The sequence below is a fragment of the Actinospineispora acaciae DSM 45401 genome, assembly GCF_000620785.1.
GTDB lineage: Bacteria > Actinomycetota > Actinomycetes > Mycobacteriales > Pseudonocardiaceae > Pseudonocardia > Pseudonocardia acaciae.
Window position 1 is genome coordinate 115,012 of the sequence record NZ_JIAI01000012.1, and the last position, 13,715, is coordinate 128,726.

15 protein-coding genes are annotated in these 13,715 nt (G+C 72.3%); 8 read left to right on the forward strand and 7 right to left on the reverse strand.

Annotated features, from left to right (window positions below):
• Positions 1-245: 245 nt before the first annotated feature.
• Positions 246-1,127, forward strand: a complete 882-nt coding sequence (locus tag N912_RS57115) for a hypothetical protein (protein ID WP_051581354.1) — start codon at positions 246-248, stop codon at positions 1,125-1,127.
• A gap of 35 nt (positions 1,128-1,162) precedes the next feature.
• Here N912_RS57115 and N912_RS0137465 read toward each other — a convergent pair whose 3' ends face one another.
• Positions 1,163-3,268: a RecQ family ATP-dependent DNA helicase gene (locus N912_RS0137465; protein WP_028926455.1), complete on the reverse strand. Its 2,106-nt coding sequence runs from the start codon at positions 3,266-3,268 to the stop codon at positions 1,163-1,165.
• Positions 3,269-3,366: 98 nt separating this feature from the next.
• Here N912_RS0137465 and N912_RS0137470 point away from each other — a divergent pair, with 98 nt between their 5' ends.
• Positions 3,367-4,257 (forward strand): AAA family ATPase, encoded by an 891-nt coding sequence (locus N912_RS0137470; protein WP_028926456.1) that lies wholly within the window; start codon positions 3,367-3,369, stop codon positions 4,255-4,257.
• A 1-nt stretch (position 4,258) separates the two neighbouring features.
• Positions 4,259-5,674 carry a vWA domain-containing protein gene (locus N912_RS0137475; protein WP_051581356.1) on the forward strand — a complete coding sequence of 472 codons (1,416 nt, stop codon included), beginning with the start codon at positions 4,259-4,261 and terminating at the stop codon, positions 5,672-5,674.
• Here N912_RS0137475 and N912_RS57120 read toward each other — a convergent pair.
• The 3 genes from N912_RS57120 to N912_RS0137490 are packed head-to-tail and all read right to left on the reverse strand — an operon-like array spanning position 5,657 to position 8,105.
• A complete protein-coding gene (locus tag N912_RS57120; RefSeq protein WP_064745505.1) occupies positions 5,657-7,072 on the reverse strand; it encodes an MFS transporter in 1,416 nt (471 codons plus the stop codon). The genes N912_RS0137475 and N912_RS57120 overlap by 18 nt on opposite strands.
• On the reverse strand, positions 7,069-7,440 hold the full coding sequence (locus tag N912_RS0137485; RefSeq protein ID WP_028926458.1) for a MerR family transcriptional regulator: 372 nt from the start codon (positions 7,438-7,440) through the stop codon (positions 7,069-7,071). The genes N912_RS57120 and N912_RS0137485 overlap by 4 nt, the downstream gene beginning before the upstream one ends.
• A 41-nt stretch (positions 7,441-7,481) precedes the next feature.
• The gene (locus N912_RS0137490; protein WP_028926459.1) at positions 7,482-8,105 is read right to left on the reverse strand and encodes an MSMEG_1061 family FMN-dependent PPOX-type flavoprotein; all 624 of its coding nucleotides are present in this window, start codon (positions 8,103-8,105) and stop codon (positions 7,482-7,484) included.
• A gap of 80 nt (positions 8,106-8,185) precedes the next feature.
• On the opposite strand from N912_RS0137490, the gene nadD reads away from it, so the two are divergent.
• Positions 8,186-8,797, forward strand: coding sequence for a nicotinate-nucleotide adenylyltransferase (nadD, locus tag N912_RS0137495; protein WP_028926460.1), 612 nt, complete (start codon positions 8,186-8,188; stop codon positions 8,795-8,797).
• A gap of 10 nt (positions 8,798-8,807) precedes the next feature.
• Here nadD and N912_RS0137500 read toward each other — a convergent pair whose 3' ends face one another.
• Positions 8,808-9,452 (reverse strand): TetR/AcrR family transcriptional regulator, encoded by a 645-nt coding sequence (locus N912_RS0137500; RefSeq protein WP_037068657.1) that lies wholly within the window; start codon positions 9,450-9,452, stop codon positions 8,808-8,810.
• Between the two features lie 129 nt (positions 9,453-9,581).
• Between N912_RS0137500 and N912_RS0137505 the strand changes: the two genes are divergently transcribed.
• Entirely contained in the window at positions 9,582-10,499 is a 918-nt protein-coding gene (locus N912_RS0137505; RefSeq protein ID WP_028926462.1) for an NADP-dependent oxidoreductase, read from the forward strand.
• A gap of 18 nt (positions 10,500-10,517) precedes the next feature.
• Here N912_RS0137505 and N912_RS0137510 read toward each other — a convergent pair whose 3' ends face one another.
• Together N912_RS0137510 and N912_RS0137515 are read right to left on the reverse strand one after the other, a co-directional pair.
• Positions 10,518-10,817, reverse strand: a complete 300-nt coding sequence (locus N912_RS0137510) for a DUF6506 family protein (protein ID WP_028926463.1) — start codon at positions 10,815-10,817, stop codon at positions 10,518-10,520.
• Between the two features lie 9 nt (positions 10,818-10,826).
• Entirely contained in the window at positions 10,827-11,936 is a 1,110-nt protein-coding gene (locus N912_RS0137515) for a Gfo/Idh/MocA family protein (protein ID WP_028926464.1), read from the reverse strand.
• A gap of 90 nt (positions 11,937-12,026) precedes the next feature.
• Between N912_RS0137515 and N912_RS57125 the strand changes: the two genes are divergently transcribed.
• Genes N912_RS57125 through N912_RS0137530 form a run of 3 tightly spaced genes read left to right on the forward strand, consistent with a single transcriptional unit; the run spans position 12,027 to position 13,713 of the window.
• Positions 12,027-12,683, forward strand: a complete 657-nt coding sequence (locus N912_RS57125) for a TetR/AcrR family transcriptional regulator (RefSeq protein ID WP_064745506.1) — start codon at positions 12,027-12,029, stop codon at positions 12,681-12,683.
• Positions 12,680-13,090 carry a ribosome silencing factor gene (rsfS, locus tag N912_RS0137525; RefSeq protein WP_028926465.1) on the forward strand — a complete coding sequence of 137 codons (411 nt, stop codon included), beginning with the start codon at positions 12,680-12,682 and terminating at the stop codon, positions 13,088-13,090. The genes N912_RS57125 and rsfS overlap by 4 nt, the downstream gene beginning before the upstream one ends.
• Positions 13,087-13,713, forward strand: a complete 627-nt coding sequence (locus N912_RS0137530; protein ID WP_028926466.1) for a histidine phosphatase family protein — start codon at positions 13,087-13,089, stop codon at positions 13,711-13,713. Before rsfS ends, N912_RS0137530 begins: the two co-directional genes overlap by 4 nt.
• Positions 13,714-13,715 lie beyond the last annotated feature (2 nt).

Here is a 13,715-nt window from a genome sequence, read left to right on the forward strand (position 1 = left end):
ATCTTTGTTCATTCGTGACCCGTTTTCTACATGAGGAGCCACCGACGTCGGTCCAGATACGCGAACGGTGTGCAGACCACTCGCCGCGCGCGATCTCTCTGTGAGTGGCAGAGCTACGCCGTTGCTGTCATGGCGGGGCGCTGTCGGTGCCGCGGTTGTGGGGTCGGTGTACCTCCACGGGCGGTGTGCGGGTGCCTCCTCCGGTATGACGCCGCGCGGGCTTTTCGTGCTTAGCGTTTGCGGGCATGAGGGAGATCGGGCGTGAGCTGTGGGGGAGCTGGCGCGGCGGGCGGCGGATTGAGCGGCTGTGTTACCTGGTCGGTGCGGTGCTGGTGCTTTCCGGGGTGGCGCATCTGGGGGTGCAGGCGGTGGTTGGTGGGCCTTGGGAGGGGCCGGTGTCGTGGCGCAAGCCGGTCACGTTCGGGTTGTCGTTCGGGCTGACGCTGGTCAGCGTGACGTGGGTGGCGTCGTTTGTGCGGATGGGGGTACGGGCGCGCGCTCTGCTGCTCGGCGCCTTCGGCGTGGCCAGCGTCGCGGAGGTCGGGTTGATCACGGCGCAGGCCTGGCGGCGGGTGCCGTCGCACTTCAACTTTGAGACGACGTTCGACACCCGCGTCACCACCGTGCTCGCGGCCGGCGGCGGGGTGTTGATCACGGTGGTGGTGTCGTTGTTCGTGCTGTCGCTGCGCGCCCAGCCCGGGCTGGAGCCGCTGTTGCGGGCGGCGATCCGGGCGGGGTTCGGGGCGTTGGTCGCCGCGATGGCCGTCGGCGCCGTGATGATCGGCATCGGCACCACGCTGGCCAGGGGCGGCGACCCGCAGGCTGCGTACCACACGGCGGGCGCGTTCAAGCTCGCGCACGCGGTGGCCATGCACGGCATCGCGCTGCTGCCGGGGCTGGCCTGGCTGGGTCGGTTCGGCTCGCTGGCCGGCGAGCGCCGCGCGCGGTTGCTCGCGCTCGCGGCCGTCGGCTACGTCGGGCTGCTCGGCTGCGCGCTGGCGGTCGGCCCGACGGTGGTCTGGGTCCTCGGCGCGGCGTTCGCCGCCATACTGATCACCGCCGCCACCCCGATCGTTCTCGACGCATCAGGCCTGGTCAGAGGCCGTGAGTGGTTAGCGTCGTCATAGCAACCCTAACCACTCACGGGTGGTGACCTGGGGTTTTAGGCGGCGAGGGCTAGGGCGAACGGCAACACGGACGGGGCGCCGGCGGTGCGCAGTGTCCTGGCGGCCACGGTCATCGTCCAGCCGCTGTCGATCACGTCGTCGACCAGTAGGACCGGGCCGGTCACGGTGGAGAGGTCGGGGAGGGCGTCGGCTTCGAAGGCGTTCCAGACGGCCGCCAACCGTTGCGCGGAGTTTTGTTGTCCTCCCGAGCCGGAGCCGGCCGGGACAAGTGTGCCGAGCAGCGGCAACCGGCCGATCTCCGAGATCCGCCTGGCCAGGTGCGCGAGCTGGTGCGGGCGGCGGCGTGAGCCGAGGCCGACCACCCCGACGGGCCGCTGCGTCCAGCCCCAGCCGGACAGCACCCGCACGCATGCGTCGAGCACCTCGGCCGGCACCGGCCCGTCTTCCCCGTCCAACAACGAGCGCAGCCGGGCGCCCCAGCCGATGTCGGACAGCCGGCCGATCACGCGGCCCTCCTCGGCCAGCTCACCGGCCGCGATCCGCCCGGCCAGCGGCACGCCGAGCTCCTTCATCCCGCTGGGCCACTGCTTGCGCGGTGGCACCGCCACCCCGGGCCGCGCCACCCGCTCGGCCGCCGCCGCCTCGGCCGACCCGTCCACCTCGGACGACCAGACGGTGCCGGTGCACACGTCACACCGGCCGCACGCCTCGTCGGCGCCTGGGTCGTCGAGCTGGCGGCGCAGGAACACCAGCCTGCACTCGGAGGTGTCGAGGTAGTCGAGCATGGCGCGCTGTTCGGCCTCGCGTGCGGCGGCGATCCGGCGGTGCCGCTCGCCGTCGTACACCCATGGCTCGCCGGTGCCGACCCAGCCGCCCTTGACGCGGCGGGCGGCGCCGTCGCTGTCCAGCACCTTGAGCAGCATCTCCAGCCGGGTGCGGGACAGGTCGACCCTGGTCTCCAGCGCGGCGGTGGACAGCGGCTGGTCGGACAGCGCGGCCAGCGTGTGACGGACCAGCGGTTCGGGCGGGAAGGCCAGCGAGGCGAAGTACGCCCAGATGTCGCGGTCCTCCCGGCCGGGCAGCAGCACCACCTCGGCCCGGTCCACCGCGCGGCCGGCCCGGCCGATCTGCTGGTAGTACGCCACCGGCGAGGCGGGCGCGCCCAGGTGCACCACGAAGCCGAGGTCGGGCTTGTCGAAGCCCATGCCCAGCGCGCTGGTCGCCACCAGGGCCTTGACCCGGTTCGCCAGCAGGTCCGCCTCGGCGGCCAGCCGTGCGTCCTGGTCGGTCCTGCCGGTGTACGAGGCCACCGCGTGCCCGCGCTCGCGCAGGAACTCCGCGACCTCCTCGGCGGCCTGCACGGTCAGCGTGTAGACGATCCCGGCGCCGGGCAGCTCGTCGAGCCGGGACGCCAGCCAGCCCAGCCGCTGTGCCGCCGTGGCCAGCTTCACCACGGACAGCCGCAGGCTGGCCCGGTCCAGCGAGCCGCGCAGCACCAGCGTGTCGTCGTCGCTGCCCAGCCCCAACTGCTCGGTGACGTCGTGCACCACCCGGTCGTTCGCGGTGGCGGTGGTGGCCAGCACCGGGATGCCGGCCGGCAGCTCCGCGATCAGCGCCCGCAGCCGGCGGTAGTCGGGACGGAAGTCGTGGCCCCAGTCGGACACGCAGTGCGCCTCGTCCACCACGAGCATGCCGGCGGTCGCGGTGAGCCGGGGGAGCACCCGGTCGCGGAAGTCGGGGTTGTTCAGCCGCTCCGGGCTGACCAGCAGCAGGTCCACCTCGCCGGCGTCGATCGAGGCGTACAGCTCGTCCCACTCGTCGACGTTCGCGGAGTTCACCGTGACCGCCTTGATGCCCGCGCGCCCGGCCGCCTCGATCTGGTTGCGCATCAGCGCCAGCAGCGGCGAGACGATCACCGTCGGACCGGCGCCGGCCTCCCGCAGCAACGCCGTGGCCAGGAAGTACACCGCCGACTTGCCCCACCCGGTGCGCTGCACCACCAGCGCGCGGCGGCGCTGGCCGACCAGGGCGTGGATGGCCGTCCACTGGTCGTCGCGCAGCCGCGCGTCCGGCCCGGCGAGGTCGGCGAGCAGCTCGTCGGCGCGTCGACGGAGGTCGGTGTCGGTCAGCGTCACGGACATGGCGACCATGGTGCGGCCCGGCCCCGACAACTCCGCGCCCGGGTCTCCTCCGATCCGTCGAGTAGTAGAACGCGCGCGCACAGTGCAGGATGGGCCTGGTGAGCGCAGAACAGTCAGACGTCCGGCAGACGCCCCTGTTCGGCTCGGTGGACGACGTCACCGAGCGGCTGGCCGGGGTGGGCTACCTCGCCTCGACCGCGGCGGCCACCACTGTCTACCTCGCCGACCGGCTCGGCAAGCCCTTACTGGTAGAGGGTCCGGCCGGGGTCGGCAAGACCGAGCTGGCCAAGGCCGTCGCGGCGGCCACCGGCTCCGGGCTGGTGCGGCTGCAGTGTTACGAGGGCATCGACGAGGCCCGCGCGCTGTACGAGTGGAACCACGCCAAGCAGCTGCTGCGGATCACGTCCGGCCAGGGTCGGGAGAGCTGGGACGAGACGCGCGACGACGTGTTCTCCGAGGAGTTCCTGCTGCCCCGCCCGCTGCTCACGGCCATCCGCCGCGACGACCCGACGGTGCTGCTGGTGGACGAGATGGACAAGGCGGACGTGGAGGTCGAGGGCCTGCTGCTGGAGGTGCTCTCCGACTTCCAGGTGACGGTCCCGGAGATGGGCACGGTGACCGCGACCCGCCGCCCGTTCGTGCTGCTCACCTCGAACTCGACCCGTGAGCTGTCCGAGGCGTTGAAGCGGCGCTGCCTGTTCCTGCACCTGGACTTCCCGGACGCCGAGCTGGAGCGGCGGATCGTGCTGACCAGGGTGCCGGAGCTGCCCGAGGCGCTGGCCGACTCGCTGGTACGGACGGTGCGGGTGCTGCGCGGGCTGGAGCTGCGCAAGGTGCCCTCGGTCGCGGAGACCATCGACTGGGCGCGCACCCTGCTCGCGCTCGGCCTGGACACCCTCGACGACGACGCCGCGCGGGCCACCCTCGGCGTCGTCCTCAAGCACCACTCCGACGCCCAGCGGGCGGCGGCCGAGTTGAGGTTGAACTGACGTGACGGTGCCGCTGAAGAACGGGCCACCCGAGCACGGCCTGCCCGGGCACCTGGTCGACTTCGTGAGCGCGCTGCGCCGCCACCAAGTACCGGTCGGGCCGGGCGAGACGGTGGACGCGGCCGCCGTGCTCGGCGCGGTCAACCTGCTGCGCCGCGACGAGCTGCGCGAGGGCCTGGCGTCCGCGGTGCTGCGCCGGTCCGGCCAGCGCGCCGTGTTCGACACGCTGTTCGACCTGTACTTCCCGGCGGCGCTGGGCCGTGGCCACGGCGACGTGGAGGTGCCCTGGACCCCCGACGGCCAGGTCGACCTGGACTCGCTGCGCGACATCCTGGCCGACCTGCTGCGCGACGGGGACGATGCCGCGCTGCGCGAGCTGGCCCGCGCGGTGGTGGACGCGCTCGGGCAGGCCAACGGCCCTGGCTCCGGCGGGCCGAACGGGCCGCGCAACTGGTCGGCCTACCAGGTGCTGCGCCAGGTCAGCCCGGAGACCCTGCTGGCCGGCATCCTGGCCGACCTCCTCGGGGAGAACAAGGACGCATTCGCCGAGGAGGTGGCCCGCCGCGAGATCCGCCAGCGGATTGCCGAGTTCCGCAAGATGGTCACCGAGGAGGTCCGCCGCCGCACCGCCGAGACCCGGGGCCGCGACCAGGTGGCCAAGACCGCGGTGCCCAAGCAGGCCGAGCAGGTGGAGTTCCTGTCCGCCTACGCCGACCAGCTCGCCCAGCTGCGCCGCACCGTCCACCCGCTGGCCCGACGCCTGGCCAGCCGCCTGGCGGTGCGCCGCAAGCACGCCAAGCGAGGCGAGATCGACATGCGCCGCACGCTGCGCCGCTCGATGTCCACCGGCGGCGTGCCGATGCGCCCGGCCTACCGCACCCGCCGCCCCGGCCGCCCGGAGCTGGTGGTGCTCTGCGACGTCTCCGGCTCGGTGGCCGGCTTCAGCCACTTCACCCTGCTGCTGGTCCAGGCGCTGCGCGAGCAGTTCAGCAAGGTGCGGGTGTTCGCGTTCGTGGAGCGCGCCGACGAGGTCACCCACCTGTTCGAGCCCGGCAATGACCTGGCCAACGTGATGACCAGGGTGCTGCGCGAGGCCGAGCTGGTCACCTTCGACGGCCACAGCGACTACGGCGGGGCCCTGGCCAGCCTGGTCGAGCACTGGCCGGACGCGGTCGGCCCGCGCAGCTCGCTGCTCATCCTCGGCGACGGCCGCACCAACTACCGCGACCCCAACCTGTCCGTGCTGCGCCGCCTGATCGGCCAGGCCCGGCACAGCCACTGGCTCAACCCCGAGCCCCGCCGCCAGTGGGGCAGCGGCGACTCGGCCGCCCTGCGCTACGCCGAGCTGATGCCGATGCACGAGTGCCGCACCGTCGCCCAGCTCGCCGACGTGGTCGAGTCACTGCTGCCGGTCTGAGTGCCCGACAAGATGCCGGCCGTGGGCGCGCGCCACCTTGTGTGACCGGCCGAGGACGGTGGCCACCAGGAGCAGCAGCGATACCGCCGTCATGATCCCGCCGAGCAGGTGCAGGCCGGCGTCGGTGGCGCGCTCGCGGTAGGTGACGCCGATCAGGCCGGCGGAGAGCACGGCGCCGATGTACATGAAGGTCCGCATCAGGCCGGCCGCGGTGCCGATCTGGTCGGCCGGGGCCTGGGCGTACATGGCGGCCTGGTTGCCGACGGTGTTCAGGCCGGTCGGGATCCCGAACAGGACGCTGACCCCGACCAGCGCCCAGACCGGCGTAGTGGCGTGCAGGAACAGCAGGCTCGCGCTGCCGGCGGCCAGCGCGGCGGTACCGACCAGCAGCGGCCCGAGCACTCGTCGCCCGCGCGAACCGATCGCCGAGGCCACCGCGGCGACCACGAAGCCGGGCACCAGCAGCACGCCGGTGGCCGAGGACGAGCGGCCGGTGCTCTGCTCCAGCCATTGTGTCCAGCCGTATACGAAGCAGTAGTTGACCAGGAACGTCGCCGCGTAGCGCAGGTAGGTGGCGGTCAGCGGGCGGTTCGCGGCGAGCATCCGGGTGTCCAGGAACGGGGTGTGCGCGCGGTGCTCCCACCAGAGCAGGCCGCCCAGCGCCAGCACGCCGAGCGCCAGCAGCGGCCAGGACGGCGTGGCCAGCTTCATCAGGAACAGCATCAGGCAGGTCAGGCCGGTTGCGAACAGCGCGAGGCCTGGCACGTCCAGTGCCCGGAACAGCTCGCTCGCGCGGTGCCGGGTGCCGGTCCGGGAGTCCGAGGGCAGCCAGCACAGCGCGAACACCGCGCCGACCAGCGCCATCGGCAGGTTGACCAGGAAGATCGCCCGCCAGCCGCCGGCCGCGATGAGCAGGCCGCCCAGCGGCGGACCGACCGCCATGCTGACCTGCCCGGCGATGGCCAGCGCGCCCAGCACGCTCCCGGGCGCCGAGGTGTCCAACCGCTCGGACTGCCGGCGTACCAACGCCATCGCCGCCGGGTACGCCGCCGAGGTGCCCAGCCCGATCACCACCCGCGCGACGACCAACCAGCCCAGCGTGGGACCGGCATAGCCGAGCAGACCGCCGGCGCCGACCAGGGCCAGCCCGGTCAGGTACACCCGCCGGGCGCCGAAGCGGTCGGCGAGCTTGCCCATGGTGGGCTGGCCGACCGCGGTGGCCAGGTAGAGCGCGGACACCAGCCACGCCGTGGTCTCCGCGCCGACGCCGAACGCGGTGCCGATCGACACCAGCGCCACGGCGATGATCGAGGAGTTGATCGGGTTCAGGATCGAGCCGGTGGACACCGCCGTGACGAACCGGGCGCCGAAGCCCAGCGCGGCCGGGTCCCGGTTCACGGCGTCCGCCGTTCGAACCGTTCGTACGTCTCGATCTTGTCGTCGATCGCCTTCAGGTCGTCCTGCAGCGCGGCGATCCGGGCGGCGACGGCCTGGCGGTGGCCCAGCAGCAGCTCCCGCCGCTCGCCGGTGGTGGCCTCTCCGGCCCGGGCCAGCTCGGCGTACCGACGCAGCCGCGCGATGGGCATCCCGGTGTTGCGCAGGCGCGCGACCAGGCGGATCCAGGACTCGTCGCGCTCGGAGTACCGGCGCCGGCCGTTGGTCCTGGGCGGCGGGGCGATCAGGCCCTCGCGCTCGTAGTAGCGCAGGGTGTCGGCGCTCAGGCCGGTGCGGGCGGCCATCTCGGTGATGGACAGCAACGGGGTCACGTCCTGGAGTCTCCTGGTTGGAGTGCACTCCAGGTCAAGCGTCAGTACTGGCGGGTTCGGGTGCCCTCGTCCAGGATCCGGTCCAGGTCCGCCACGGAGGTGCCGTTGGTGCCGGACGCGCTGCGCAGGAGCTGGCCGCCGGTGGGCAGCTCGCGGCGGCTCGGCCAGCTCTCGGCCTTCCACAGGCTGGAGCGGACGAACGCCTTCGCGCAGTGCATGTACAGCTCGTCCACCCGCACCTCGATGACGATCTCCGGGCGGTGGCCCTTGACGGTCAGCTGGTCGGCGTACGGCGCGTCGCGCAGGATCGTCGCGGTGCCGTTCACCCGGATCGTCTCGTTCATCCCGGGCACCAGGAACAGCAGCGCCACCTTCGGCTGGGTCAGGATGTTCTGGAAGCTGTCCAGCCGGCGGTTGCCCTTGCGGTCGCCGAACGCGAGCGTGTGGTCGTCCAGGACCAGCACGCTGCCCGGCGGGTCGCCGCGCGGCGAGACGTCGCAGTCGCCGTCGGGCGAGGCGGTGGCGAGCAGGAAGAACGGGCTCGCCCGCAGGACCCGGGCGGACTCCTCGTCGATGTGATCGGTGACCTTGTCGACGGCGAGCCCGGACGGCTCACCCATGATCTCGCGCAGCTCGTCCTCGGTGGTGATCCGCGTCCCCGGCATGCCTCCGACGGTAACCGGACTTTCCCCGGCACGCAGGGTGTGCACCCGTTCGCCCGAACCCGGCGCTATATCCTGCCGCAATGGGCGGCGGATGTGAGGAGCCGAGGCGCATCGGCGTCATGGGCGGCACCTTCGACCCCATCCACCACGGTCACCTGGTCGCCGCCAGCGAGGTGAGCTTCAAGTTCGGGCTGGACGAAGTGATCTTCGTGCCGACCGGCCAGCCGTGGCAGAAGAGTAACCGGATGATCAGTCCGGCCGAGGACCGGTACCTGATGACGGTGGTCGCCACCGCGTCCAACCCTCGGTTCTCGGTGGACCGCGCGGACATCGACCGCCCCGGCCCGACGCACACCGTGGACACCCTGCGCGAGCTGCGCGAGAAGTACCCGGGCAGCCAGCTGTTCTTCATCACCGGCGCGGACGCGCTCGCCCAGATCCTGTCCTGGCACAAGGTCGAGGAGCTGTTCGAGCTGGCCCACTTCGTGGGGGTGACCAGGCCCGGTTACGAGCTCGGCGACGAGCACCTCCCGGACGGCTCGGTCACGTTGATCGAGGTGCCGGCGATGGCCATCTCGTCGACCGGATGCCGGCAACGGGTCAGGGAGGGGCGCCCGGTCTGGTACCTGGTGCCGGACGGCGTCGTCCAGTACATCTCCAAGCGGCACCTGTACCGGGCGAACGACTGCTGACCGGCACGAACTACTGCGCCTCGCCGTCCTCGCGGGTGAGCAGGCGCAGATGTGTGATGGCCATGTCGATCGCGGAAGCCATCGGCGTGACATCGCGGCAGGTCTGCGCCAACAGGTAGCCGCCCTGGACGGCCGCCACGAAGCCCGTGGCGAGCTGGGCCACGTCGGCGTCCCTCGGGATGACACCTTCCTGTTGAAACCGGCGAAGGAGGTCCTCGAAGAGTTCTTGCCAGGCCGTGAACAGGTCGAGCAGTTTCCCGCGCGCGATCGAGTCCTGATCGGAGACCTCGTTCGCCAGGGAGCCCAGGGGGCACCCGTACCGGCCCTCTTGCAGGGCATTGTGCTCGACGAGTGCATCTCGCCAACGTCGCAGGCCCGCGAACGTCCTCACTTTCTCCAGGCGTTCTCGCTCACCGGTAATCGTTCGCTCGCCCACAAACTCGATCACCGCGCGCACCAGGGCCGGCTTGTCCTCGAAGTGTCGGTACAGCTGCGACTTGCTGACCTTGCTCGCTGAGACGACATCGTCCAGTGTCGTTCCACCGACTCCTCGCACGCGCATCAGTTCGGCGGCGTTGGCGACGATTCGAGACCTCGTCTTCGCGCCGCGCGCCGTCAACCGCGCGGCCGCGGCCGTCCGCGCGCGCTCCTCCACGCCGCCATGGTAGTGACTACCCGGTCGTATCTGGACGATTCCGTCTCAATGATCGTCGAAATACTTGCAACAGGACGCTACTCTGGACGAACTCGTCCAGTTGTAGCGCTGGACACAAGGAGGTGTCGGATGAAGGCGATCGTGGTGACGGACCAGGCCGAGGGAACGGCCGGGATGACGCTGGTCGAGCGTCCTGAGCCGGAGGCCGCGGGGAACGACGTCCTCGTCGAGGTTCACGCGTCGGGATTCACCCCGGGTGAGCTGTCGTGGCCGTCGACCTGGACGGATCGCCTCGGCCGCGACCGGACGCCGTCGATCCCGGGGCACGAGCTGGCCGGTGTGGTCAGCGTCCTCGGCTATGGGACGACGGGGCTGTCGGTCGGACAGCGGGTGTTCGGCCTCACCGACTGGACTCGCGACGGCACCCTCGCGGAGTTCGCGGCCGTCGAGGCGCGCAACCTCGCGCCGCTGCCGGGCGACGTCGACTTCACGGTGGGCGCGAGCCTGCCGATCTCGGGGCTGACCGCATGGCAGGGACTGTTCGAGCACGGCCACCTTCGGCCGGGACAGAGCGTGCTCGCGCACGGTGCGGCCGGCGGCGTCGGATCGATGGTGGCCCAGCTCGCGCGTGAGGCCGGTGCGTACGTCATCGGTACCGGGCGCGCCGCCGACCGTCAGGCCGTGCTCGACTTCGGCGCGATGGAGTTCGTCGACCTCGAGAACGACTCACTGGAAGACGTCGGCGGAGTCGATGTGGTGTTCGACGTCATCGGTGGCGACATCGGGAAGCGGTCGGCGGCGCTGGTCCGAGCCGGCGGAACACTGGTGACCATCGCCGGCCCGCCGGCCGCACGGCCCTCGGACGGCCTGGCGATCGACTTCGTCGTCGAGTCCGATCGCGCCCAGCTCGGTGAGGTTGTCCAGCGGGTGCGGGACGGACGTCTGCGGACGGTCATCGGCAACGTCGCGACCCTCGACGATGCCGTCGCCGCCTTCAACCCGACCGAGCGGACCAACGGAAAGACGATCATCCGCGTACGTCCGTGACGGTCGAGGGAAGCCTGGTCAGGAGAAGATGGCGTGCACCTGGTCGACCGCCTCCGGGCCGTAGCCGACCGTGCCCACCGGGACGGCGCCGTCGATCGCCTCGATGATCCGGCCCGCCCACACCGGGCCGAAGCCGCCGCACAGCTCGATCAGCTGCACGCCCTCGGCCACCAGTCGCCGCGCCACCTCGACACCCTGCTCGGGCTTCTCCACGCCGACCAGCACGGTGCGGCAGCTCCCGGTGTCGGCGACCGTGTACGAGCCAGCCGCGTCGCTGCCGGCCGCCGTGTAGATGAAGCCCCAGTGGGTCAGCGCCATGCTCCCTTCCTACCCGAGCACGGCGGTGCCGGCCGTCGCGGCGTGACGCACCGCATCCAGGAGCTCGTGCACCCGTACGCCGGTCGCGAAGTCCGGGACGTTCCGCCCGCCGGTGCGGATGTCCTCGGCGAGGTGCCGGTAGAGCCGTGACACGTGGCGCGCGGCGGTCACCGTGATCGCCGAATCGGGCCGGTGCCGCGCGGGGATCGGAAGTTCTCGCCACGGACGGCCGGGGCCGTCGGACGCGAGCAGGCGCAGCTCACCGATGGGCAGTTGGACGTCTTCGAGGGCGGTGGCCGGGGTCGACACGAGGGCCAGGCTTCCCGAGGTGCCGGCGATCTCCAGCCTGGACCTCGGCTCGGCCACCTCGGCCTGCGCGATGTGCACCGAGGCGACCACGCCGTCGCCCAGCACGCCGCTGACCAGCACGTGGTCCGGGCTGGTGACGGCCACCTCGGCGCCGGTCTCGGCCACGGCCAGCGTCGGGTGGCGCACCGCGAGCGTGGCGGACAGCTCGGAGAACCCGCCGAGCAGGTACTCCAGCGCGTCCAGGGCGTGGCCGCCGATGACCTCGAGCAGGCCGGCGCCGTTGGTGGCGTCGAGGGTGTACGCGGCCCAGCCGGGCAGCGTCCCGCCGGCGCCCAGGGCGCGGGCCGTGAACAGGTTCACCGACGTGACCCGGCCCAGCTCGCCGTGGGCGAGAAGCTCCCTGGCGTAGCCGACCGCCGGGGCGTACCTGGTCTGCAGCCCGACCGCAGTGTGCACCTCCCGGGCCGACCCGGCGAGCGCCACGCCCTCCTCGGTGGTCCGCGCCAGCGGCCACTCGCAGTAGACGTGCTTGCCCGCCGCGAGCGCCGCGCCGACCAGCTCGGCGTGCGCGGGCACCTTGACGGTGACGGTGACCAGGTCCACGTCCGGGTGTTCGGCCAGCGCGCGCGGGTCGGTGAACGCGTGCGCGGCGCCGAACATCCCGGCCGCCCGCTCGGCGCTCTCCGCCCTGCTGGTGCCGACCGCGACGAGCCGGTACTCGGGCAGCGCCCGCAGCGCCGGGACGTGCGCCCGGCCGGCCCAGCCCCGGTCCGGGCCGGCGCCGATGATCCCCACCCCGATCGGTCTCATCCTTCCTCCCTTCGCATAAGCGGACTTTGTGCGTCCGCTTATGCGAGCCTAGCAGGAAGCGGACGTGAGGCGTCCGGATAGGCTGGAGGCATGAGCGGTGCGGACGGCGCGGTGACACGGCTGCTGGCCGGGGGCGGCGGTCAGCCGCGCGCGGACGCCCGGCGCAACGTGGCGCGCCTGGTGGATGCCGCCCGGGCCGCGGTCGCGGAGGTCGGCGTGCAGGTCACCGCGCACGAGATCGCCCGGCGGGCCGGGGTGGGGGTGGGCACCTTCTACCGGCGGCTGCCGTCCAGGGAGGCGCTGCTGGAGGCCGTGCTCGCCGACGTCATCGACGAGATGCTGGCCCTGGCCCGCGAGTGCCTGCGTGATCCGGACCCGTGGCGCGGGTTCCGCCGGTTCGCCGTCGACTACGTCCAGCTGCGGGTGGCCAGCTGCGGGCTCAACGAGGCGCTCGGCGAGCACCGGGGCCTGGACCTGGACCCAGCGCTGGCCGAGCTGCGCGGGCACCTGGAGCGCCTGGTCACCCGCGCGGTCCAGGCCGGGGCGATGCGCGCCGACGTGCGCTGGCCGGACGTGGCCTTCCTGCTCGCCTCGGCCGTGCCGGAGCCGGCGACGATCGGGCTGCGCGCCGAACCGGAGCAGTGGCGCCGCAACCTGGACGTCATCCTGGACGGCCTGGCGGCCCCGACCAGCCCGTTCAGTAGTGTGAAAGGCCGAGTCGAACCTGGAGTGGAGGGAGTGCGGTGAGCGCGACCACGCAGTCGTTGGAGTTGGCCAGGGTCGCGGCCGGCGCCGCGGCCAACAAGAAGGCACGCGAGATCGTGGTGCTCGACGTCTCCGACCGGCTGGTCATCACCGACTGCTTCGTGATCGCCTCGGCCCCCAACGAGCGTCAGGTGCAGGCGATCGTCGACGAGGTGGAGGAGCGGCTGCGGATGGCCGGCAGCAAGCCGATCCGCCGCGAGGGCACCCGGGAGGGTCGCTGGGTGCTGCTCGACTTCGTGGACGTGGTGGTGCACATCCAGCACGCCGAGGAGCGCGGCTTCTACGGGCTGGACAGGCTGTGGAAGGACTGCCCGAGGATCGAGTTCCCGGAGGCCCGGGTCGATCCGGCGGGCGATGATGATCCCGACACGGAGGGGTACGCCGGGTGACGCTGCGGCGGCTGGTGTTGGTGCGGCATGGCGAGACCGACTTCAACGCCGAAGGCCGTATGCAGGGACATCTGGAGTCCGAGCTCACCCCGGTCGGGGTTTCTCAGGCGCGGCGGGTGGCGCCGGCGCTGGCCCGGTTCAAGCCGGCCCGCCTGGTCAGCTCCGACCTGAGCAGGGCGGCCCGCACCGCCGAGGAGATCGGGCTGGTCTGCGGCCTGCCGGTGGAGCTGGACACCCGGCTGCGGGAGACGCACCTGGGGGAGTGGCAGGGGCTCACCGTCGAGCAGGTCGAGGAGGGCTGGCCCGGCGCGCTGGACACCTGGCGGGCGGACCCGACCTGGTCGCCGCCCGGTGGGGAGTCCCGGGTGGCGGTGGCTGCGCGGGCGATGCCGCTGGTGGAGGAGCTGGCGGCGAAGTTCGCCCCGGAGCCGCCGACGACGGTGCTGCTGTGCGCGCACGGCGGGTTGATCTCGGCGTTGACCTGCGCGCTGCTCGGGCTGGAGCCGTCCAGCTGGACGGCGCTGGGCGGGCTGGACAACGCGCGCTGGGCAACCGTGCGGCGCCGCCCGGCCCCGACCGCGCCGTGGCGGCTGACCGGGTACAACGTCGGCATCCTGGACTGAGA